Source organism: Roseibium sp. JB4-4, assembly GCF_055693425.1.
The window spans coordinates 4,645,091-4,665,059 of the sequence record NZ_CM146333.1; the positions used below are offsets into that span (position 1 = coordinate 4,645,091).

Annotated in this window: 16 protein-coding genes and 2 pseudogenes; 11 read left to right on the plus strand and 7 right to left on the minus strand. The window is 55.2% G+C overall.

Annotated elements, in window-relative coordinates:
* Positions 1-13: 13 nt before the first annotated feature.
* From rfbA to ACZ1HV_RS21880, 7 genes and pseudogenes are all read right to left on the minus strand, one after another.
* Entirely contained in the window at positions 14-922 is a 909-nt protein-coding gene (gene rfbA / locus ACZ1HV_RS21850; RefSeq protein WP_298813002.1) for a glucose-1-phosphate thymidylyltransferase RfbA, read from the minus strand.
* Positions 919-1,830 carry a dTDP-4-dehydrorhamnose reductase gene (gene rfbD / locus ACZ1HV_RS21855; RefSeq protein WP_472716292.1) on the minus strand — a complete coding sequence of 304 codons (912 nt, stop codon included), beginning with the start codon at positions 1,828-1,830 and terminating at the stop codon, positions 919-921. Before rfbD ends, rfbA begins: the two co-directional genes overlap by 4 nt.
* Positions 1,827-2,889, minus strand: a pseudogene (locus ACZ1HV_RS21860) (dTDP-glucose 4,6-dehydratase); the annotation flags it as partial. The gene rfbD and the pseudogene ACZ1HV_RS21860, both read right to left, overlap by 4 nt.
* Entirely contained in the window at positions 2,877-3,467 is a 591-nt protein-coding gene (gene rfbC / locus ACZ1HV_RS21865) for a dTDP-4-dehydrorhamnose 3,5-epimerase (RefSeq protein ID WP_472718486.1), read from the minus strand. The gene rfbC and the pseudogene ACZ1HV_RS21860, both read right to left, overlap by 13 nt.
* A complete protein-coding gene (locus ACZ1HV_RS21870) occupies positions 3,464-4,126 on the minus strand; it encodes a glycosyltransferase (RefSeq protein ID WP_472718487.1) in 663 nt (220 codons plus the stop codon). The genes rfbC and ACZ1HV_RS21870 overlap by 4 nt, the downstream gene beginning before the upstream one ends.
* A 114-nt stretch (positions 4,127-4,240) precedes the next feature.
* Positions 4,241-4,746, minus strand: a pseudogene (locus tag ACZ1HV_RS21875) (glycosyltransferase family protein); the annotation flags it as partial.
* A gap of 13 nt (positions 4,747-4,759) precedes the next feature.
* Positions 4,760-5,194 carry a MarR family transcriptional regulator gene (locus tag ACZ1HV_RS21880; RefSeq protein WP_247649361.1) on the minus strand — a complete coding sequence of 145 codons (435 nt, stop codon included), beginning with the start codon at positions 5,192-5,194 and terminating at the stop codon, positions 4,760-4,762.
* Between the two features lie 440 nt (positions 5,195-5,634).
* On the opposite strand from ACZ1HV_RS21880, the gene ACZ1HV_RS21885 reads away from it, so the two are divergent.
* The 11 genes from ACZ1HV_RS21885 (at position 5,635) to ACZ1HV_RS21935 (ending at position 19,885) form a co-directional block, all read left to right on the plus strand.
* Positions 5,635-7,383, plus strand: coding sequence for a type I secretion system permease/ATPase (locus ACZ1HV_RS21885; RefSeq protein ID WP_472716293.1), 1,749 nt, complete (start codon positions 5,635-5,637; stop codon positions 7,381-7,383).
* A 1-nt stretch (position 7,384) separates the two neighbouring features.
* Positions 7,385-8,761 carry an HlyD family type I secretion periplasmic adaptor subunit gene (locus tag ACZ1HV_RS21890; RefSeq protein WP_298812986.1) on the plus strand — a complete coding sequence of 459 codons (1,377 nt, stop codon included), beginning with the start codon at positions 7,385-7,387 and terminating at the stop codon, positions 8,759-8,761.
* A 495-nt stretch (positions 8,762-9,256) separates the two neighbouring features.
* On the plus strand, positions 9,257-9,859 hold the full coding sequence (locus tag ACZ1HV_RS21895) for a calcium-binding protein (RefSeq protein WP_152500337.1): 603 nt from the start codon (positions 9,257-9,259) through the stop codon (positions 9,857-9,859).
* A gap of 99 nt (positions 9,860-9,958) precedes the next feature.
* Complete coding sequence (locus tag ACZ1HV_RS21900) at positions 9,959-12,169, plus strand: glycosyltransferase family 2 protein (RefSeq protein ID WP_472716294.1); 2,211 nt, start codon at positions 9,959-9,961, stop codon at positions 12,167-12,169.
* Complete coding sequence (locus tag ACZ1HV_RS21905; protein WP_472716295.1) at positions 12,166-13,005, plus strand: class I SAM-dependent methyltransferase; 840 nt, start codon at positions 12,166-12,168, stop codon at positions 13,003-13,005. The genes ACZ1HV_RS21900 and ACZ1HV_RS21905 overlap by 4 nt, the downstream gene beginning before the upstream one ends.
* A complete protein-coding gene (locus ACZ1HV_RS21910) occupies positions 13,005-14,213 on the plus strand; it encodes a glycosyltransferase family 4 protein (protein ID WP_472718488.1) in 1,209 nt (402 codons plus the stop codon). The genes ACZ1HV_RS21905 and ACZ1HV_RS21910 overlap by 1 nt, the downstream gene beginning before the upstream one ends.
* Before the next feature lie 58 nt (positions 14,214-14,271).
* Positions 14,272-15,066, plus strand: coding sequence for a hypothetical protein (locus ACZ1HV_RS21915; protein WP_472716296.1), 795 nt, complete (start codon positions 14,272-14,274; stop codon positions 15,064-15,066).
* A 5-nt stretch (positions 15,067-15,071) separates the two neighbouring features.
* On the plus strand, positions 15,072-16,028 hold the full coding sequence (locus ACZ1HV_RS21920; protein WP_472716297.1) for a hypothetical protein: 957 nt from the start codon (positions 15,072-15,074) through the stop codon (positions 16,026-16,028).
* Complete coding sequence (locus ACZ1HV_RS21925) at positions 15,986-17,332, plus strand: glycosyltransferase family 2 protein (protein WP_472716298.1); 1,347 nt, start codon at positions 15,986-15,988, stop codon at positions 17,330-17,332. Before ACZ1HV_RS21920 ends, ACZ1HV_RS21925 begins: the two co-directional genes overlap by 43 nt.
* A complete protein-coding gene (locus ACZ1HV_RS21930) occupies positions 17,329-18,678 on the plus strand; it encodes a glycosyltransferase family 4 protein (RefSeq protein ID WP_472716299.1) in 1,350 nt (449 codons plus the stop codon). Before ACZ1HV_RS21925 ends, ACZ1HV_RS21930 begins: the two co-directional genes overlap by 4 nt.
* Before the next feature lie 19 nt (positions 18,679-18,697).
* Positions 18,698-19,885: a polysaccharide pyruvyl transferase family protein gene (locus ACZ1HV_RS21935; protein WP_298961430.1), complete on the plus strand. Its 1,188-nt coding sequence runs from the start codon at positions 18,698-18,700 to the stop codon at positions 19,883-19,885.
* Positions 19,886-19,969: the final 84 nt, after the last annotated feature.

Here is a 19,969-nt window from a genome sequence, read left to right on the forward strand (position 1 = left end):
CTCAGCCGGCTGATCAGGACGCGAGCGCATTTTCAAATTCGTGCAAGGTTCTGGAAGGTTCATTTGCCAGCCACTTCAGATAAGTGCCATAGGCCGAACCGGAGACCTTGTCGGCCAGATGTTGCAGTTCTTCCTTACAAATCCAGCCTTGGTGGTAGGCAACTTCCTCCGGGCAGGCGATTTTCAAACGCTGGCGCGATTCAAGTGTCTGTATGAACGAGGCAGCATCCAACAGGGACTGAGGAGTGCCTGCGTCAAGCCAGGCAAAACCTCTCCCCAGCCTTTCGACGTTCAGTCGGCCGCGGTTCAGATAGGCTTTGTTGATGTCTGTGATCTCAAGTTCGCCTCTGGCAGAAGGTTTCAGGGATTTTGCGACGTCAACGACATCTGCGTCATAAAAATAAAGTCCGGTAACTGCCCAATCGGTTCGCGGTTGGGTGGGTTTTTCGATGATTGAGACGGCTCGATAGTCGGTGTCGAACTCAACCACGCCATAGCGTTCCGGATCGTGGACCTGATAAGCAAAGACCGTTGCACCTTGCGACTGCTTTCTTGCTGAAAGCATTTTTTCCGGCAGCCCCTTACCGAAGAAGATGTTGTCTCCGAGAATGAGTGCGGAGCGATCTCCGGCGAGAAAGTCCTCCGCTATCAGGAATGCCTGAGCGATGCCTGAAGGATGGTCCTGAACAGCGTATTGCAGCTTGATCCCCCATTGATGGCCATCTCCGAGCAGGCGCTGAAAGCCGCCGATGTCCTGTGGGGTGCAGATCACAAGGATTTCCTTCAGTCCGGCGAGCATCAATGTCGTCAGCGGATAGTAGATCATCGGTTTGTCATAGACCGGCAAGAGCTGTTTGGAGCTGGCCAGGGTGATGGGATAAAGACGGCTGCCTGAGCCGCCGGCAAGAACAATACCCTTCATTGCGCAACCTTCCTGGATCGGGGCAATGCCTGCAGCACATCACCGATACTTTGCTCTATAGGGGGGAACTTCAGTCCGAAGGTATTCTGGAATTTGTCCATGCTGAGTACGGTCCGCAATGGTCTTGTGGCAGGAGTTGCGAATTCGGTCGTGGCAGCTGCGCTGACCTGACAGGTTGGGCCGTACAATTCACTGGAGAGGGCGACTACCCTTTTTGCCCACTGAAAGCGGGACAGGGGCTCCGGGGCCGCCAGATGATAGGTGCCGGACAGGTTGGTCCAATCCGTGTTGTCGAGCTGGCGGATAAGATCTGCCAATGACTTTGCCAGGTCTAGTGCCGACGTTGGATTGCCGACCTGATCGGCCACGATACGAAGTGGACGGCCTTCGACAGCCATAGAAAGCAGCCAGGAAACGAAATTCGATCCGAAAGGCGAATAGAGCCATGCCGTTCGAAGCACGATGTGTTTCGGGTTGAGACGGCTAACGCTGTTCTCGCCTGCCAGCTTCGACATGCCGTAGGTATTGACCGGGTTTGTGCGATCAGTCTCGTCATACGGTGATCGCTTTTCACCATCGAAAACGTAGTCGGTTGAGATGTGAATGATCGGTATGTCGTGAACTGCGGATATCTGAGCAAGGTTTCCGGCACCGACGCCATTCACGCTGTGTGCGTCATCTGGAAAGCGTTCGGCATCGTCGACGCTGGTATAGGCAGCGAGATTCAGGACGAAGTCCGGCCGCAGCCGGTCAATGATCGCGCTACATCTTTGAGCCTTGGTGACGTCCAGCGTGTGTCTGTCGAAGAAACAGAACTCAAGGTCGGTTGCAGCCGCAGAGGCAACTTTCAAAGACTTTGAAAGTTGGCCGTTTTTGCCGGCAACCAGAACCCTGGTTCTCACTGTCATGCTGTGGCTCTGCCGGAAGCGGACAGCGCCGGGATTTGATGGGGTAGATAGTTGGCCTCGGGTTTCTGGTTCAGATACCAGCGAATGGTATTCTCGATACCCTCCTTGAAGTCGACTTCCGGCTTCCACCCAGTTGCGACTTCGACCTTTTGCGGGTCAACGGCATAGCGCCGGTCATGCCCAGGCCGGTCAGTGACGAAACGGATCAGATGTTCGTGTGGAGCCCTTTCGGGAACGAGTTTGTCGAATGTCCGGCAAATCAGACGAACCAGGTCGAGATTGCAGACTTCGTTGCGGGCTCCAATCGCATAGGTTTGTCCCGGTCTCCCACTTTTCAGAACCATTTGAAGAGCGCGAGCATGGTCCGAAACGTGAATCCAGTCCCGGGTCTGATGTCCGTCGCCGTAAACCGGAAGCGTCCATCCGTTCCTTGCATGCTTGCAGACCAGCGGGATCAGCTTTTCGGGATATTGTTCAGGGCCGTAATTGTTGGTGCAGTTGGTAATGATCGACGGGATCTCGATATGTGCGGCACCAGGCGCGAACCAAGTGATCCGACGCGGCCTTGCTGGCCGCGTATGGTGATGAGGGATTGTAAGGTGTGTCTTCCTTGAAAATACTGTTGCCGCTTAGGTCTGCAAGATCTCCGAACACTTCGTCCGTCGAGACATGCAGGAACCGGAAAGACTCTGCTTCTGAGCTCTTGAGCGATGCGAGGAATTTTCTGATTGCCTCCAGCAGCACCATCGTACCCTTGATGTTCGTTTCCACGAAGTCGGCTGCATTTTCGATCGATCGGTCGACATGGCTTTCAGCGGCAAGGTTCAAAACGGCAGATGGGTTATAGCGTCGGAGAACTCGATCAACCTTCCCGAAATTACAGATGTCCGCCTGAACGAGGGTGTAGCGTGGGTTCCGGCTGAGCTCGGCAACGGCCTTGGTGTTGGCCGCGTAGGTGAGTTTGTCGAGCACGATGATTTCATCATCGGAATGTTCAAGCAGGTGTCGGCACAAAGCTGTGCCAATAAAGCCGGCTCCTCCGGTGATCAGGATAGGCATTCGGACACCTCGGTCATGTCAGCAAACGTAAATACGGGTGGCAGGGCAGTGAACTTGGGAAGGTCTCTGTCCCTGTCAGACAGGAAGGCCGGGTCGTTGCCGAGTTGCCAGTCTATGGCCAGGTCCGGATCGTCAAACCGTATCCCACGCTCGTATTGCGGGGCGTAGTTCGCATCGATCTTGTAAAGAACTTCTGTATTTGGCGAGAGCGTCGAAAACCCATGGGCAAATCCGGCCGGGACAAAGAGCTGATGCATGTTTTGAGCACTCAACACTCTGGTGACATGCGCGCCAAAGGTTGGTGACCCATACCGAATGTCCACCGCGACATCCAAGATCGATCCGCTGGAACAGCGAACGAGTTTAGCCTGTGCATATGGAGGCGCTTGAAAGTGGAGGCCGCGGACAGTTCCTTGCCGCCTGGAAAAGGACAAGTTGTCCTGGACAAAATCGGCAGCCACACCAAACGGCTCAAGAGCGGATCTGCTATAGGTTTCCGCAAAATGTCCGCGAGCATCCTGGTGACAGGCAGGCACAATGTGCAACACCTCGGCAATCTCTGTCGGCATCGCTTTCATGCGAGACCCCGCTCGACTGCCGGCTGTCGTGTTTGCTCGCTGATTTTCGCAGGTGTCGACGTGCGGGCACGCGACTTCGACACCTTTTGCAGCATTGATTGCAGTCGTAGGGTGCAGCCTGAGAGTTCAAAGCGTTCAACAGCGGTTCTTCTCGCGGCCCGGCGCATATCGAACCTGCTTTTGGGGTCGATTAGAGCTGAGCAAATCTCCTCGGCAAGTGCATTTGTGTCCCAGAAGTCAACAAGTGTTCCGTTGCGCTTGTGGCGGATCACTTCCTGAACAGGCGCTGTGTTTGACGCAATGACAGGTGCTTCACACGCCATTGCTTCCAGGAACGACCAGGACAGAACAAAGGGATACGTCAGGTAAACATGAGCAGCTGACACCTGGAACAGCTGAATGAGGTTCTGATGTGGAACCCGGCCCAGAAAGTGTGTGCGATCCTGCGGCAAACCTGTTTCTGCGACCAGTCTGTTGCGTAGTTCAGAACCTTTTCCCGATTGGTGGCCGTAGCTGACCCCGTCGCCTCCGGCAATGACAAACTGTGCCTCCGGGATTTGGGCGGCAACCTGGGCCGCTGCTTTGACGAATTGTGGAAAGCCACGATAGGGCTCAAGGCTGCGGGCAGCGAATGTGACGACGGGATCACCGGCAGTCATAAGCTGGCCATTTGGCAGGCGAAAACCTGCAACCGCGTCGGGGCGCGCCCGTAAAGTGTCTATCCCTTCGTGCTGTACGACGATCTTTGATTGGAATTCCTGCGGGAAGCGGCTTTTTTGCCAGGCAGTCGGACTGATGCCGACATCAATTTGCTCCAGCGTTGCCAGCTGAACCGCGTTGCGCAGTCGCACCGTTTGGCGATGCTGGAATGATACCTGTTCAGAGGGTGCAAATCCGAGATCGCCGCCTTGCGGTTGGAAATAGTATTCGCAGTAGCCAATAGCGGGGACGTCCGGCAGGGCATCCTTCACGAACATCATGCCCCCCAACCAATGTGGCCCATGACGAGGTCGGGCTTCCGGCCATTCAGGCTAAGCCTGTTCAGAATATCTGCAACTCTTCGACCAGCGACGATATAGGGTACGGATCCGCCGCCGGCGTTTTCGCCCGCTCCACCTTGTCTGCCTGAATTTTCACCATAACGGAAAACGCGCAGACCCGGCACCGGACGGTCCATGCTTTCGCAAATGAGCGTTGCGGTCCAACCATCGGAAATCAGGCGCTGGGCCAAGTGAACAAACTGGCCGGGCCCGTGCCGGTGCACAAACACGATATGCATGGATCGCCTCCGGTCAGAACCGGTTCATGTCAAGGCGCGGCGTCGCCCGCTGCAGGTCTGTTGCCCAAAGAACTTCGAGCTTGCGCAGCATCGCGAATGTCTCTTCAAGCGCTTGCAAATCCTTCTCGGATTGAACGACCTGATCCTGATTGACCTCATCTGCGGTCTTTATGTCGGCACAAAGCTGTTTGCCCTTGTCCGTGAGGCGGATGCGGGCCGAGCGCCTGTCGCGAGCCGATGCTGTGCGATCAACATATCCAGACTGAACCAGTTGCTTCAGGCTGTAGGATGCATTCGAGCCGAGATAGTGGCCGCGATCCATCAGATCACGAACAGAAAGATCATCGTCTCCGATAGTAAACAGCAGCATCGCGTGCGCGGGGGAAATGTCGTCTGCACCAATTCGAATGAGATCGATGCGCAAGCGATCGAGATATCGTCGGTACATTCTTTCGATAATTCTTACGAGATCAAAGTGATTTACATGCGGGGTTTGGGGAGCACTCTTATTCCTGTTTGTGTCGATCGATCTGCTGCCATTTTCCTCAACTCTAGGTTTAATAGTCGTCGTGTGGCCATTTATGCCAGACACCGTCTCTTTAAATATATCGTGCATGTGCCCCGAACTCCCGCCAATATTCGAACTAAATTCGAACTAATCTCATCGCTAAATTGCTCCCTTTCTATGCACTTCAGCGCATTCATTGTTTTTAATTTTAACTTTCTACTACTCGTCAATCGATCGCCACAATTAAAGGCGTTAGTTGACTCGATTTAATCTATAGTCATTCATCATTACTAGGGAAAAGATGTGTCGTTTTCTGGGCAAATTTGATTTTTTTCGCACTTGCGAACACATCTATCGGTTGAATATTTGGGGAATTGTAAATGGCTGAGCAATCAATACCGGCCGCTATTGATCCGTTTCGCCTCATCAGAGAGGCCAGGGTCACCTTTGCAACCGGTTTGGCTGTCGCTGCGATTTTGAGCGGGTTCATCACGCTTTTACAGTTGGTGGTTCCGCTCTTCATGCTCCAGGTCTATGACCGTGTCCTGAACAGTCGGAGCCTCGATACGCTCAATATGCTTCTGATCATTGCAGTTGCAGGCTTGGTGCTCTTTGCAATTCTAGAGTTCATTCGAAGTCAGATTTTCCAGATCATGGGCAGCGAGCTGGTCCGTCGCCTCAATCTGACGGCGATCGAGGCGGGTGTGAAATCCTCCCTTGAGAAAGGAGGCAGCATGGCTTCCGAGGTGCTGCGTGATCTCAATGACCTGAGGACTTTCATTACGAGTAATGCAATCAGCGCACCGCTTGAAGCCATGTGGGTACCATTGTTCCTGATCGTGTTGTTTGCGCTGCATCCATTCTATGGTCTGCTGGCGGTTGTCTCGGCCGTCACGCTTATCGGTCTCAATCTTTTGTCCGACATGCTCACCCGTCCCTTGTTGAAAGAAGCGAGCACGGCCAACCTGCAGAACGTTGCGACCATCGGATCAACGCTCCGTCATGCTGAAACAATCGACGCGATGGGGTTGATGCCGGCTCTCGCGAGACGGTGGCGCAAGGGTCAATTGCACGCAGCCGAGTTGATGGCCATGGGCAGCCGGCGCGGCAAGGCCATTCACGCTCTAACCCGTAGCATAAGGTTCGGTATGCAGATCGCCGTTTTGGCGCTAGGTGCTGATCTTGTCATCAAGGGGGAGGTCACTGCCGGTACGATGATTGCCGCAAGTATCATCATGGGCCGACTGCTGACCCCATTCGACAACATGACTGAAAACTGGCGCCAATGGGTGTTCGCCCTGACGGCCTGGAACAGGGTTCGAGACGTCCTTGAGAATCACTCCTCGCTGCGTCAGACCGTGCCAACGCCGCCCAGTCAGGGGGCGCTCAAGGTTGAGAAGCTGGTCTTCGCGCCACCAAATGCGCCGGTTCCGGTGATCAAAGGCATTTCGTTTTCTCTTGAACCTGGTGAGGTTCTTGGCGTCGTCGGTGCTTCTGCCGCCGGAAAATCGACGCTCGCCCGCCTGCTTGTCGGTGTGCTCCAGCCGACAACAGGCGGGGTCTTTCTGGACGGAAACAATGTCTACCTGTGGGAGCGGGCTTCTTTCGGTGCCATGGTCGGATATCTGCCGCAGTCGGTGTCTCTGCTGGACGGGACCGTGAGAGACAACATCTCGCGCATGTATGAAGCCGACCCGCAGATGGTGATCGACGCAGCGCGCTCGGCGGGAGTGCATGAGATGATCGGCCGGATGCCGCTGGGTTACGACACGCCCGTCGGCGACAATCGCTACACGCTCTCCGGCGGTCAGAAGCAACGTGTTGCACTGGCGCGTGCTCTCTTTGGAGGGCCACGCTTGCTGGTGCTCGATGAGCCCAATGCAAATTTGGATACCGAGGGAGAGGTCGCTCTGCTTCGCGCCATTGCAGAGGCAAGAGCAAATGAGGCCATCGTCATCGTGATCGCGCACAGGCCGGCTATAATGGAAGTTGCCGACAAGATCCTTGTGCTCGAGGACGGGCGCGTCAGCCAGTTCGGTGACCGAACGGATGTTGTCAGCAGTATCACACGGCGCTTGCCTACGCCTGCAGCCAATCGGTCTCTGCCCGGCAGTGGAGAGGTCGCATAATATGTCAGAAGACCAAAGTCAGTTACAAACCAGGCCGGCGTCCAAAGAGCCCGTCGAAGCATATTGGAAGTCGGGGCTTACGGCGGATGACGCGCGTCCACCGAGCCTGAAGAAGCCCTTGCTGGCTGCCGTACTGGCGGTGACGATCGGGTTCGGCGGTTTTCTTCTTTGGGGCTTCACTGCCGATCTGGACAGTGCAGCTGTCGCAACCGGCAGCGTGATTGTTGACAGCAAGCGAAAAACCATCAGCCACCTGGAAGGCGGGATCCTGCGACGATTGCTGGTTCAGGAAGGCGATTTTGTAGATGCCGGACAGCCTCTGGTGGAGCTGGACGATACACGCGCACGGGCGGAACTTGCCCAGTTGCGCGGCAAGCGCGTCAGCCTGCTCGCTATGTTGTCCCGCCTGAGGGCCGAACGGGACGGGGCGGAAGACATCAACTTTCCCAAGGAGCTTTTGGAAAGTGATGCTCCGTTGACGCAAGACGTTCTTACTGCTGAAAGCCGGTTTTTTGAAAAACGGCGTCAGGTCTACGAGGGAAAGCTCTCCTTTCAGCAGAAGGAAATCGAACAGTATGCCGCGCAGATTGAAGCCACTCAGGCGCAGATCGAAGCCACGGGGCAACAGCGTGCGCTGCTTGAAGAGCGGGTCGCAGCGTTGACCTCGCTTGTAGAAAAGGGATTTACCTCGAAGGCCATGTTGAGTGATGTCCAGCTCGAACTGAGCGAGATGATTGGAGACGGCGGTGAATTCATCGCGCAGAAAGCGCGTGCCGAAAAGACGCGGCAGGGGGCGGAAGTGGCGCTGCTGCAGGCCGAGCAGGAGTGGCAAAGCGAGATTGCCAGCAAAATCCTCGAAACGCAGCTTGATCTCAATCTTACTAACGAGCAGATCGTATCCGCGAAGGATGTTCTCGACAGGTTGGTGGTCAATTCACCTCAGGCCGGAATTGTCTCCGATATTGAAACACGCACGCCAGGCGGTGTCATCGAGCCAGGTAAGGCGATTATGGATATCGTGCCGCGTGACGAAAAGATGCTCGTCGAAGTGCGCATGAATCTCAATGATATTGATTCTGTGAGCGTAGGTTCTGAAGCGCGTATCAGGTTGACCGCTTACAACAGGCGCAGTGCCAGTCCGCTTGTCGGAGAGGTGACCTTTGTGGCCGCCGATCAGACTGTCGATCCGCAGACGCAGGCTGCGTTCTACGTTGTGCGGGCGGAGGTGACGCCTGATGCATTGCAAGGGAGGCCTGACCTGGCACTTTACCCGGGTATGCCAGCCGAGGTGCTCATTGTTCGGCGCGCCCGCAAAGCAATCGAATATCTCGTCGAGCCAATTTCGGACAGCCTCAATCGCGCCTTCAGAGAAGATTGAACGGCCGTATTCTCCCTGGTTTCCAAAGTACAGGCGCCAGCCTTGTCACGAGTGCCGGCATTGAAGGCCTTGCGGACGTATCGCAATGCAGCATCAAGTTGATTGTCTGCAGCTAGAAGATGCAAACTTTGGTTGTAATTTAAAGTATAAACTTGCCTCAGATAACGATGAGATTTGCCAAAAATCACACAAATATCTGAAAAATATAGATAAAAAATACAATCTATAAGAGCGTGGTTGGTTTATTTGATTTTATTTTGAAATTCAAAACAAAAATTGAATAAGTTCATCGTATTTTTAAAGTATAGAACTGAATAATTTGATTTTAATTTCGTTTATTCAAACTATTGCCTTATTTTTTTCACTATTCTTCTCTTTGCTATCAGTAATAATTGTGTATTGTCAGTGCTGCATAGCGAAAGGCGGTCGTTGTGCAGTGCGGTGTGCCGCGGTTCGCGGGACGTCATTTCAACGAGGCAAGTTCAGGAGTTTGCAATGGCTACAATTGAAGGCAGCGCCTTCCAGGATTTCCTGCAAGGTACCAATGCCCAAGACTTTATTTTCGGCTTGGGCGGATCGGACATCATTCTCGGTGACGAGGGCGATGACTTTCTGTTCGGTGGGAACGGCGGTGACGTGATCGCCGGCGAAGATGGCGCCGACAAAATCTTTGGTCAGGGTGGCGAAGACGTCATTCTGGGTGGAGATGGCAGTGACACGATCTTCGGTGGCGGTGGTTCCGACTACATTGAAGGCGGTGACGGCGGCGACATCATCTTCGGTGGCGAAGGTACCGATCTGATTGATGGCGGCGCAGGGAACGATGTGATGTTCGGTGGTGGTAACCACGACGTCTTCGTGTTCACCGGTGGCGGTGGCAATGACATCGTGATGGACTTCCAGGTGGGTGATCTGGTTCAGATCTCCAATAACATCAACAGCACCGGCGTTTCTTCTGCTGCTGATGTTGCCGCACGTGCGACGCAGGTGGGCAACAACACGGTCATTGATCTGGGCAACGGCGACACCGTGACGCTCAACAATGTCGATGCCGATGAGCTTCAGAACAATCCTGAAGGCTATATCGTCGTCTCCTGATAAGCCACGTCCCGGGCGCGCGGTTATCCGGGCGCCCGAGCGGCGGTTTCCGGCCCTGGGCCTGCGCCGCTTTTGCAGACCCTCAATCGAAGGATACAGATGCTCGAGACGCTGGGCAAATACGCCGAGGCGGACTTTGAGTCGCCGCAAATCTATCAATTGACGTCGGGGGTCTGTCTTCTTGTGTGGGATCCCCCTCATCAGGTGAATGCAGCTCCACGGCTTGAAGAGCAAACCACAAGCTCATTCGGTTCTATCGCAAGCGTCAGGCTTGCGCGTCTGGATGGTCGATCGCGTATCGTCTGGGCCTTCTCCTTGAAGGAAAAGTCCAGGCTGGATCTCAAACTGACGGCTGGCGCAATCGGTTCCGAGGCTCGTTTGGCGGTAGATGTTACCCAATCGGTGCCGGCGGCCGATGCCTTTGCCATTACGAATGGTCTCAGTCAGGCCGCCTGTGCGGTTTTCGTCACGACGTTTCTGAATGCCTGGTCAGGCATGTTCCGGCTGTCACGGTCACGCAGGTTTGTCGATTTTGCGCGCGAGCTTCTCCGCTCTGTCAATGATACGCCTCCGGTTGTCGAGTTTGTAGCGAGTGTCGGAACAGTGCACATTCTCGAGACGTTGCTCAATAGCGATAGTGCCGAAATCCAAACTGCTGTTTTGATTGGAGATTTTGGCATTCAGCGTCTTGATGGCGCAGGCTGCAACGTTCCCCACAACAACGGCAGGAACAGACTGTATCTCGGCTCAGTTGAGCTTCATCAGCGCCCGCAAAACGGGTTTCTCGTACTTGCCGGGGCGTGGGGCCTCGCCATTCGCAGAATGGCGGTTGAAAACGCTGGACGCTCGCTAAGCTCCTGGTGGGGGACCAATTCCCGGAAGCTGCCGGAAGTGCGGGACTACCTCATTGCCGAAATCGGAAAACGGTCCGAGGAGGCCGAGGCGGCTGTTTTGAATATGCAATCAAATGAACCGCTGGCAGCGCGACGCCATGGATCGCTTGCTGAATCGACATCCTTCTGTTCAGTCGAAACGGCACTGGCCGGAGAGGCCGGAGTTCTGGTCGGAGGGTGGATGCGAGATCCCGGAAAGACCTATCGCGGGATCGATATTCTGTCTGGTACCGATGCTCCCATTCCACTGGAGCTTATGACGTTTGACGGTGTCCTGCCGGAAACGCAGGGTGGATACGCAATCAAGCGATTTGTTGCCTTTGCGCCGGTCGGCGGCTCATTGCGGCTCAATCTTCAACCCCGTTTCGAACTCAGGCTGGCCTCCGGCGAGCGGGCTTCGCTGGTCCCGCCGCCACAGCCGAGCGACATTTGCGAAGTCAGGGCAAAAGCACTTTCCGTGGCAACTCCTCGGCACATGAGCGATGAAGTCGTGTCCGGTTGCCTGTCGCACATTCTGTCCGAAATCCAGGAGCGCTTTCGTCATTCGGTTGGAGCGCCCAAGGAGATTACGTTCGGAGCGATGCTGACGAATCCGACGGTTTCAATTGTCATTCCTCTCTACAAGGTCTTCGACTTCATCAAGGCCCAGCTGGCTACCTTTTCAACGGACAGCTGGCTCGCGGAAAATGCGGAGATCATCTTCGTGCTCGACTCGCCACAGCAGGTCACGCACGTTGAGGATCTGCTCGCTGGCTTTCATCTGCTCTATGGATTGCCTTTGCGCCTTGTGGTCATGGAACGCAACGGCGGGTACGCCCTTGCCTGCAATGCCGGCGCGGAGGCCGCACGTGGTCGTTATCTTGCCATGATCAACTCCGATGTCGTGCCGATCGAGGCAGGCTGGCTGGAACAGTTGTGCGCCAGCCTGATGATGGACGAGCAGATCGGGGCTGTCGGCGGCAAGCTGCTATACGCAGACAATGCAATCCAGCACGCAGGCCTCAAGTTCATTCAAGACGACAAGGGGCGCTGGTTCAATCACCATTATTTCAAGGGTTTTCCGAGGCAGTTTCCCGAAGCGAGCTCCTCACGTGAGGTGCCCGGCGTAACCGGTGCTTGCATGGTTTTGGCGAAGGAAGATTTCGATGCCGTCGGAGGTTTCACCAACGACTACATTGTCGGTGACTACGAAGACAGTGACCTCTGCTTGAAACTCAGGAAGCTGAACCGGAAGATTTGCTACATCGGCGACGCCGAGCTCTACCATTTCGAGCGGGTCTCCATCCGCAAGAACGATGACTACACCGGCGGTGTCGCCTCTCAGTACAATCGCTGGCTTCATCAATCGCGGTGGGAAGAGGACATCGTAGCGCTTATGGGGGCTGCGGCCCTGCGTGAAGAAGGATCAAGAGCATGAATTCGCCGGTTCTCATTCGGGATACGGCGGGTTTGTTGCCTGTCGCGCTTAGCGGAGAACGGCTTGCCGATCTACAGGCTTATGTTCTGCGCAATCGGTTCCTTCCGGTGCCGCCGAGCGAAGACAATTTTGTCGGCGACGGAGATTATCTCGCCATTGGGACCGAATTCCTAGGGCACTTTATCGAGCTTGGCGGACTGAGGGACCACGAGAAGGTGCTGGATGTCGGCTGCGGCATTGGCAGAATGGCAGTTCCACTCACGCAGTTCCTCGATCAGGCCAAGGCACGTTATGTCGGTTTTGATCCGGCTTCTGCGGGCATCCAGTGGTGTACGCGAAATATTTCGTCGGTCTATCCGAACTTTCGGTTCGCGCATCTTGATGTTGCCAACTCGCTCTACAATCCCGAAGGCTATATCCGAGGCAGCGAAGTGGCCTTGTCGTTTGCGACCGGTGCTTTCGATTTTGCCATCATGACGTCCGTCGTCACTCATCTGCCGGCGGAAGAAATTGGACCTTATTTCAAGGAAATCTCGCGCCTTCTGGGCAAAGGCGGACGCTTGTTCGTATCTGCGTTCGTTATGCTTCCGGACAAAAACTCAGACGCCAAGCCGCGCATCACTTTTCAACGGGCGGGTGAGGGACCCGCCTGGTTTGCCGATGCAAAGGAGCCAATGATGGCGGTCGCTTTCGACGATGGTTTCATCGAAAGCGCATTGCAAGCCGCCGGGTTCGAATTGGCCGTCAAACGGCTGGGGCACTGGCGTGGCGGTAGCAGCTCGCTGCACTATCAGGATTTTTTCGTTGCCTTGAAGACAAATGCGGAGGTGACGTGATGCGCATTCTCGTCTTTGCTCACAATCACCCCGATCTGCATCCCGGCGGGACGGAAACTGTCGCGCTGGAGCTCGCCAAGGCGTATCGCAAGGCAGGGCATCAATCGCTCTTTGTCGGTGCGACGAACCATTTGCACCGCGATCCGCATCCAGGCACCAGCTTTCAGGCGATCAGTGACAGCGGTGATGAATTGCTGATGTGGGCAGGTCATTTCGACCGGTTCAACATGAGTCAGATAGATTTGCAAGCTTTCGTGCCGGACATGCGCACCTTGCTTGATAATTTCCAGCCGGATGTCGTTCACATACACCATTTGTTGCTCTTCGGGGTCGAGCTCCCAGTCCTGTTGCGTCGCGCGCTCCCGGATGTGCGTATCGTGATGACGCTTCACGACTACTATGCGATCTGCGCCAATGATGGTGTCCTGATGAAAAGTCCGGATGAGGCCTGTGCGGCCCTGGGTTCGGGCGGACTGTGCCGCTGTCTTCCAGACGCCAAGCCGAATGACCTGCGCTTGCGGGAGCGCTTCATCAAGACCCATTTGGCTGCAGTGGATGAATTCGTGGCGCCAAGTGCGTTCCTGCGGGACGTCTATGTGCGGTGGGGGCTTCCAGCAGAGAAGATAAGGATCATCAGCAACGGGCGACCGGAGACCACACCTGTGGCCAGTCGGGCGGCTACTAATGAGCCGAAATCGGTGTTCGGCTACTTTGGCAATCTGACACCCTGGAAAGGTATCGAAGTCCTCCTGCAGGCAGTTCGCCTGCTAAAGGACAAGGATCTTGATTTTGAACTTCGGGTCCATGGCGGGGCACCATTTCAGGACAAGGATTTCGTCAAGCGTATCGATGCGCTCTTTGAAGAAACAGCGCCGAACGTGCAACGGCTCGGTGCTTACCGACCCGATGAAGTTGCCAGCCTCATGGAACCGGTCGACTGGGTGGTCGTGCCGTCCGTGTGGTGGGAAAACGCTCCGTTGGTCATCGCGGAAGCTCAACAGCATGGCCGCCCTGTCATCACCAGCGGTGTCGGAGGCATGGCTGAGGCTGTCAAGGACAGCATCGACGGCCTTCATGTGCGCAAGAATGATCCCGTCAGTCTGGCGATCACCATGGCGATGGCTGCCGGAGACGTAGAACTCTATAGAAACCTGGCGGCAAATGTGCGCGTCCCCCCTCCGTGGCGGTCGTTGCCGAGCAATATCTAGGTCTCTTTCAAGGCCGGCATTCAATGCCGCGCGCACCGGCTGCCTGAGGAGGATCGATATGAGTGTGACTTCTCTTGAAAAGGTAAAGAGCGAAAACAAAGGTTCCGGATCGAATGTTACCGATGTGGATCAGGTCAAAGCGGTGCCCGCCAGGCTCCAGGGACGTGTCGACGCATTTGAAAACGGACGGCTGCTGGGTTGGGCCTGGGATGCCTCGAGCCCCAGCGACCGCATGACTATTCATGTCTTTCATGACGGAGAACGGGTCCTCAGCAAAGTTGCAGAGAACCCGCGGGTCGATCTGAAACGAAACGGTATAGGCGATGGCAACTACGCCTTCGATATTGAATTGCCGCAGGCTGTCGCCTCTGCTCTTGAAGGCCTGACCGTCATTGCTGAAACGCCGGAAGGTGACGCGCAACTCAAGTTGCCGAGACCGAGCGCAGAAGAGCGGGCCGCCGAGGCAGCCGTTGCCATGCCGCTGGCTCTGGTAATGGAGAAGGTCGACCGGTTGATCGTGGCACAACGCCAAAGCGCCATCGGACAGCGCGACGCCACAAAGCTGTTGCGCGAGACTGTTCAACGCATTGATGCGCTTGCGTCAAACGAAGGCGAACTCGGTGAAGCCCTTGCCATCCTCAAGGGCGGGCAGGGGGAACTGTCCCAGCGGGTGAAGGAGCTCGAGGTCTTCCTGCTCCGGTTCGATACTACTCTGAAGGGTTTTGACAGCCGGCTCACGGAACTTGGCGACAAGAGCCAGAACAATCTCAAGGTTCACTTGCTACTGCTGGCAATTCTTCTTGGCTTTGTCGGCGGCATGCTGTTTGCCACAGCCGGCGGCCTTTGGAGGTAGGTTGAATGGAGCCAGTCGTCACTTTGGAGGGAGTGAAAAAGTTGCCGAACACACGGCAGCGCCAGAACGCAACTTCCAAGAATGATAGAACGGATAGATCCTGCGTTCCGGTGGACGGGCATTCACTTCTTTGTGCCGGTCTTGATCGCGAAACACTTCTGGTCGCGGGCGTTGGAAATGTAATTTCCGGAAGCTGGCCGGCCGTTCTCAATGACGATCCGAAGGCGACTGTATTCTGCACAGTTGCCGTGTTGCAGCACGATGGACAGCTGAAGGGCAGCAAAACTCCATTTGTTGCCATTCTTTCCCTGCCAAACGGGCTGGATATCCGGCCTGAGCGCCTGACGATCCGGTGTCAGGGCCATTCTCATCCATATGGTTTCAAGTCGCGGGCAGATGACCTCCAGAGTTTCTTTGGTAAGGTGAGTGAACTTTCGTCCCAGACAGAACCGGATGTGATCGACAGCCTGGTTCAAGCGCTGCTGAACGGCGGCGCAACGCCCGATGCGATGGACACAACGGCCAGACTTGTTGATGGTTTCTCGGGGCGCGACGGATTTGTGGAAATTCTGGGAGCGTTCGATGAGGGCGACATTTATCTGCAGGGTTGGGCCAAGGCCATCCCCGCAGGTACAAGCCGTGTTTTCGTCTTGGGAGACAGCCTTCAGATCGGAGCGTTCACAAGTGGACTTTTTGAACGCAAGGACACCGGAGGCAAGGCATTTGGATTTTCCGGTCTTCTTGCTGTCGAAAACAAGGCTGATGTCCAATCTCTCCGAAAGATCTTTGTTCGAAGCCGGGCGGGCTGGAATGCAGTTCATGTTCATGAACGCAAGTCAGTGCTCCCGGTCAGGGCCCTGCCGTCGCACATCCGGTCCCTCCTGCCGAAGCTCTCCCCAGCAGGCGACGGCAGGGCCCTTTGGAAGAGGCAGGCAAACGTTTCGATGGCCGGGAAACTGTAAGCGAGTTGGATGTCCCGGTCCGTGTCGGCATCGATTTCAGCGCCTGTGTAGATTGTGCTGGTGCGCTGCTTTCCGGCTGGCTGCTGGACCCGGAAGAGCGTGTCGAGGCCGTGCTGTTTCGTTCAGATGGGACAAGTTGCAGACTTGATGCACGCTGGACACAACAGCGGCGGCCAGATGTGACCAGTGCGTTCGAAACACTGTCACCGTTCCTGAATGGGCCGGATGCAAAACAGCGCCATGGATTTCTTGCTCATGTTCCAGTGCAGGACGGAGCCGTGTTTCAAGAGGCATATCTTGAACTCGTCCTGAAAGACGGCAGATCGGCCTTCGCTCCGATTGCCCTTGGCCGGGCGCTGCTCAAGCCGGCATTGCGGCGGCTGATTTCCGGGCTAGATCCTGCGACGGCTTTTCGTCCTGACGTCCTTGAGCGCCACTTTCTGCCTTTTGTTCAGGCAGCGGAAGCGCCGGATCCCACAGTCTGTGAAATCTACGACCTGGGTCCTTTCCCGGAAAGTGCGTCGCTTGCACTGGTTGTTGGGCTGGATGACGACTTTGAAAGATCCAGAGTTCTGCTCTCTCTTTGTGCGCTCGATCCGAGCTTGAAGGGTCTGCCTATCGTCTTGGCGATATCTGATGAGATGGGGCAGGAGCAGATCGAAGACTTTCGCCGGATCGCGGGTTTTTTCGGGCTGTCTGTTCGGTTGGTTCTGGTGAGCCATGCCGGTGACGCGCTCGACGCGATCCAGGCCGGCGCCGGTGAAGCACCGTGCGACACAATCGTCTGTCTTTCTTCCGCCATCCTGCCACGCGCTCCCGGCTGGTTGGGGGCACTGCATTCGGCTTTCCAGGTTCACGATGAAGCCCCTTTGGTGGCACCTACCATCCTCTATGAAGACGACACCATCAGATGGGGCGGTGCCTGGATCGAACTGGAAGACGGACGTCACCAACTGAAACAACACTATCTCGGTTACCCGCGCCGGACCCTTTTGGGGGCGGAAACAACAAAGGTCGCCGCTGTGCCGTTTGACTGCTGTATCATGTCCCGGTCGGCACTTGCAGAAGCGGGCGGGTTTTCCCGGAACTATCTAGGCACTGACGAGAAGGGCCTTGATGCGGCTTTGCGATTGAAGCTTTCCGGGGTTGGTTCTGTCTGGGTGCCGCAGGTGGAAATGATCCACGCTGATGATGGTTCGCTGTCCAATGCCAACTGGAAAAAACTTGTTGCCGATATCGACCGGTGCAGTTTCGACCGCTTCTGGCTGCCAGTTTTCCCGGAATTGGCGGAGGACAGGGCATGACCGGGTCGACTTCTGACACGGCGAAGATCTCGGACGACACCTTGCGTGTGCTGATCATTTCCCATGGGCATCCGACGCTTTCACTCGGCGGCGCGGAAGTCGCATCCTACAATCTTCATCTCGGCTTAAAGGCCCAACCGGGAGCGCAGTCCTTTTTCCTTGCACGGGTTGGAAACGAGTATCCGAGGCACGGTCAATCCGCCCTGATGGGGGTTGATGATGCCGATGACGAATTGCTCTTTCATGCAGACGACTACGATCCTTTTCTCGTCTCCAACCGCAATACTGGTGACCTGTGCAGGGATCTGCGCCGCTTCGTGCGCACACTTCGTCCGGATGTCGTGCATTTTCACCATTTCATCGGATTGGGTCTGGAAGCGCTCTATACGGTGCGCGAGGCATTGCCGGATGCTGTCATTCTGGTGACATTCCACGAATTCCTCTCGATCTGCCACCATCACGGGCAAATGGTCAAAACGAAAGGCCACAAGCTGTGTAAGGCAGCATCCCCAATCGCCTGTCACGGCTGTTTTCCGGACATTGCACCTGGAACGTTCTTGCGACGTCGGCAGTTCATTCAAGCCATGCTGAGTGTTGCCGACGGTTATGTTTCTCCAAGCCGGTTTCTGGCGGAACGCTATGTTGCCTGGGGCCTGCCTGAAAACAAGATCTCGGTCATTGAGAACGGCTTGAATGTGGGCGAAGCGGCGGAAGTTCGCCCGGTTACCGGAAGCTCTGAACGTCGGTGCCGTTTTGCTTTTTTCGGTCAGATGACCCCTTACAAGGGTATCGATGTCCTGCTGGACGCGGTTCAGAGGATACCCCAGAGCGTCTGGGGCGATGATGCCACGCTGACGATTCACGGTGGCAATCTTGAGCGGCAACCTGAAGAGTTTCGTCAAAAGATCGGTGACCTGCTGGAAGCCGCCGGGAAACGCGTCCGATTTGCAGGAAGTTATCAGAATACCGACATGCCTTCTTTTGTACGCCAGGCAGACTGGATAATGATGCCGTCGGTCTGGTGGGAAAACTCACCCGTGATCATTCAAGAAGCGTTTTTCCACGGTCGCCCGATCATCTGCAGCGATATTGGGGGCATGGCCGAAAAGGTTCGCCCGGGAATCGACGGTCTGCATGCCCGTGTCTCAAGCCCGGAAGATCTCGCTGACCGTATGTGCGAAGCGCTCACGGACCAAGATCTGTGGAGCCGCCTTCGGGCTGGTATCCAGCCCCCAAAAACCCATCTGGAGAGCGCCGGAGAGCACGCTGTCCTTTATCGAAATGCTATGGACGGCCGTTCAGCAGCTCTAGCGGGCTTGCCGGATACCCTCAAGCAAAGTGCCTGAAAAAGCAAAGGAAACCGGAATGTCCCGTATCCTCGTGATGATACCCTCCGGCGAAGTTTATGATCATAACAATGTGCGTTGGTACAGCCACCGGGACATTCAGCGCAATATCAATCATTACCACAATATCGGTGACGCCTTTGTCTTCGATTCTTCACTTAAACTGCTGAATTTCGACAAGCTGGAAACGCTTACGATCCGGGACTTCAATCCGGCCGAAATCGACCGGCTGCGTGAAGAATTCGACTATGTCGTGCTTCGCGGTTCCAACTACATCAACGAGCAGATGAATTGGGAGCTGTCGGAAAAAGTCCTGAACCGGCTTCAGCTGCCGGTGCTGGCATTCGGGATCGGTGCTCAGGCGCCGGTCGACGGAAAACTGTCCTTGTCAGAAACCACTCGGAATGTGTTGCGTTTGATCTCGGATTCGACCGCTTCGATCGGCGTTCGCGGCAACTATACAGCTGAGATTCTTGCGGATATCGGGATCACAAACACCAGAGTGATCGGTTGCCCGACAGCCTTTCGACACAATGATCCTGATTTGAAAATCCGACTCCCGAATATCGACGATGTCAGGAAAGTCGGCGTAACGGTCCGGCGTGAAGTGTCGCCTGCATATGCAAAGGATATCCGGCAATACCTGACTTTCCATCGAGACCTCATCAAATCGGTTGCAGGCCGCTTCGATACCGTCCTCATGGCGCAGGGCGAGCTTGAAGAGAAGAAGCTGGTTCTGGGAACACCCGATCAGGGCGAGGAGGCAATTGCTTCGTTGCGCAAGAATGCCTGGGTAAGCGAATGGTATCTCGATGACGAGATTGAAGCTCTTTACAGAAACCGACTGTTCTATTCCGACGTAGTTGCCGACTACGACGCTTGCGTAAAGGCTTGTGACTTCGTCCTTGGTTATCGCCTGCACGGAAATCTCATGGCATTGGCCAATGGTGTTCCGGCCCTCTACTTCACCTATGACAGCCGTACACGCGAATTTGCAGATACATTCAGCATCCCCAGCTTCGACGTTTTCAGTGATCAGGTTTTTCGGCTGCGAGACTTCTGGGACCAGAGCCTCTTCGACACATTCAATCGCGCCTATGCCGATACCTATTTCATCATGAGCGATTTTCTGAGCGAGAATCGAGTGGCTCACTTTATGCGCGATAGAACGCCTCAGAGCCATCCGCGAACTGCCGTGGCCATGTAATTTATATCGAAATTGAAAGTAAATTAAAAGTATTTTTCTTATAATAATAGTTCTTATTATAATAGATAAAATATTGAATAATAT

What these genes read in the sequence shown, in the direction of transcription:
- rfbA (WP_298813002.1), bottom strand. Translation starts at nt 922, where the DNA reads ATGAAGGGTATTGTTCTTGCCGGCGGCTCAGGCAGCCGTCTTTATCCC.
- rfbD (WP_472716292.1), bottom strand. Translation starts at nt 1,830, where the DNA reads ATGACAGTGAGAACCAGGGTTCTGGTTGCCGGCAAAAACGGCCAACTT.
- rfbC (WP_472718486.1), bottom strand. Translation starts at nt 3,467, where the DNA reads ATGAAAGCGATGCCGACAGAGATTGCCGAGGTGTTGCACATTGTGCCT.
- ACZ1HV_RS21870 (WP_472718487.1), bottom strand. Translation starts at nt 4,126, where the DNA reads ATGACTGCCGGTGATCCCGTCGTCACATTCGCTGCCCGCAGCCTTGAG.
- ACZ1HV_RS21880 (WP_247649361.1), bottom strand. Translation starts at nt 5,194, where the DNA reads ATGTACCGACGATATCTCGATCGCTTGCGCATCGATCTCATTCGAATT.
- ACZ1HV_RS21885 (WP_472716293.1), top strand. Translation starts at nt 5,635, where the DNA reads ATGGCTGAGCAATCAATACCGGCCGCTATTGATCCGTTTCGCCTCATC.
- ACZ1HV_RS21890 (WP_298812986.1), top strand. Translation starts at nt 7,385, where the DNA reads ATGTCAGAAGACCAAAGTCAGTTACAAACCAGGCCGGCGTCCAAAGAG.
- ACZ1HV_RS21895 (WP_152500337.1), top strand. Translation starts at nt 9,257, where the DNA reads ATGGCTACAATTGAAGGCAGCGCCTTCCAGGATTTCCTGCAAGGTACC.
- ACZ1HV_RS21900 (WP_472716294.1), top strand. Translation starts at nt 9,959, where the DNA reads ATGCTCGAGACGCTGGGCAAATACGCCGAGGCGGACTTTGAGTCGCCG.
- ACZ1HV_RS21905 (WP_472716295.1), top strand. Translation starts at nt 12,166, where the DNA reads ATGAATTCGCCGGTTCTCATTCGGGATACGGCGGGTTTGTTGCCTGTC.
- ACZ1HV_RS21910 (WP_472718488.1), top strand. Translation starts at nt 13,005, where the DNA reads ATGCGCATTCTCGTCTTTGCTCACAATCACCCCGATCTGCATCCCGGC.
- ACZ1HV_RS21915 (WP_472716296.1), top strand. Translation starts at nt 14,272, where the DNA reads ATGAGTGTGACTTCTCTTGAAAAGGTAAAGAGCGAAAACAAAGGTTCC.
- ACZ1HV_RS21920 (WP_472716297.1), top strand. Translation starts at nt 15,072, where the DNA reads ATGGAGCCAGTCGTCACTTTGGAGGGAGTGAAAAAGTTGCCGAACACA.
- ACZ1HV_RS21930 (WP_472716299.1), top strand. Translation starts at nt 17,329, where the DNA reads ATGACCGGGTCGACTTCTGACACGGCGAAGATCTCGGACGACACCTTG.
- ACZ1HV_RS21935 (WP_298961430.1), top strand. Translation starts at nt 18,698, where the DNA reads ATGTCCCGTATCCTCGTGATGATACCCTCCGGCGAAGTTTATGATCAT.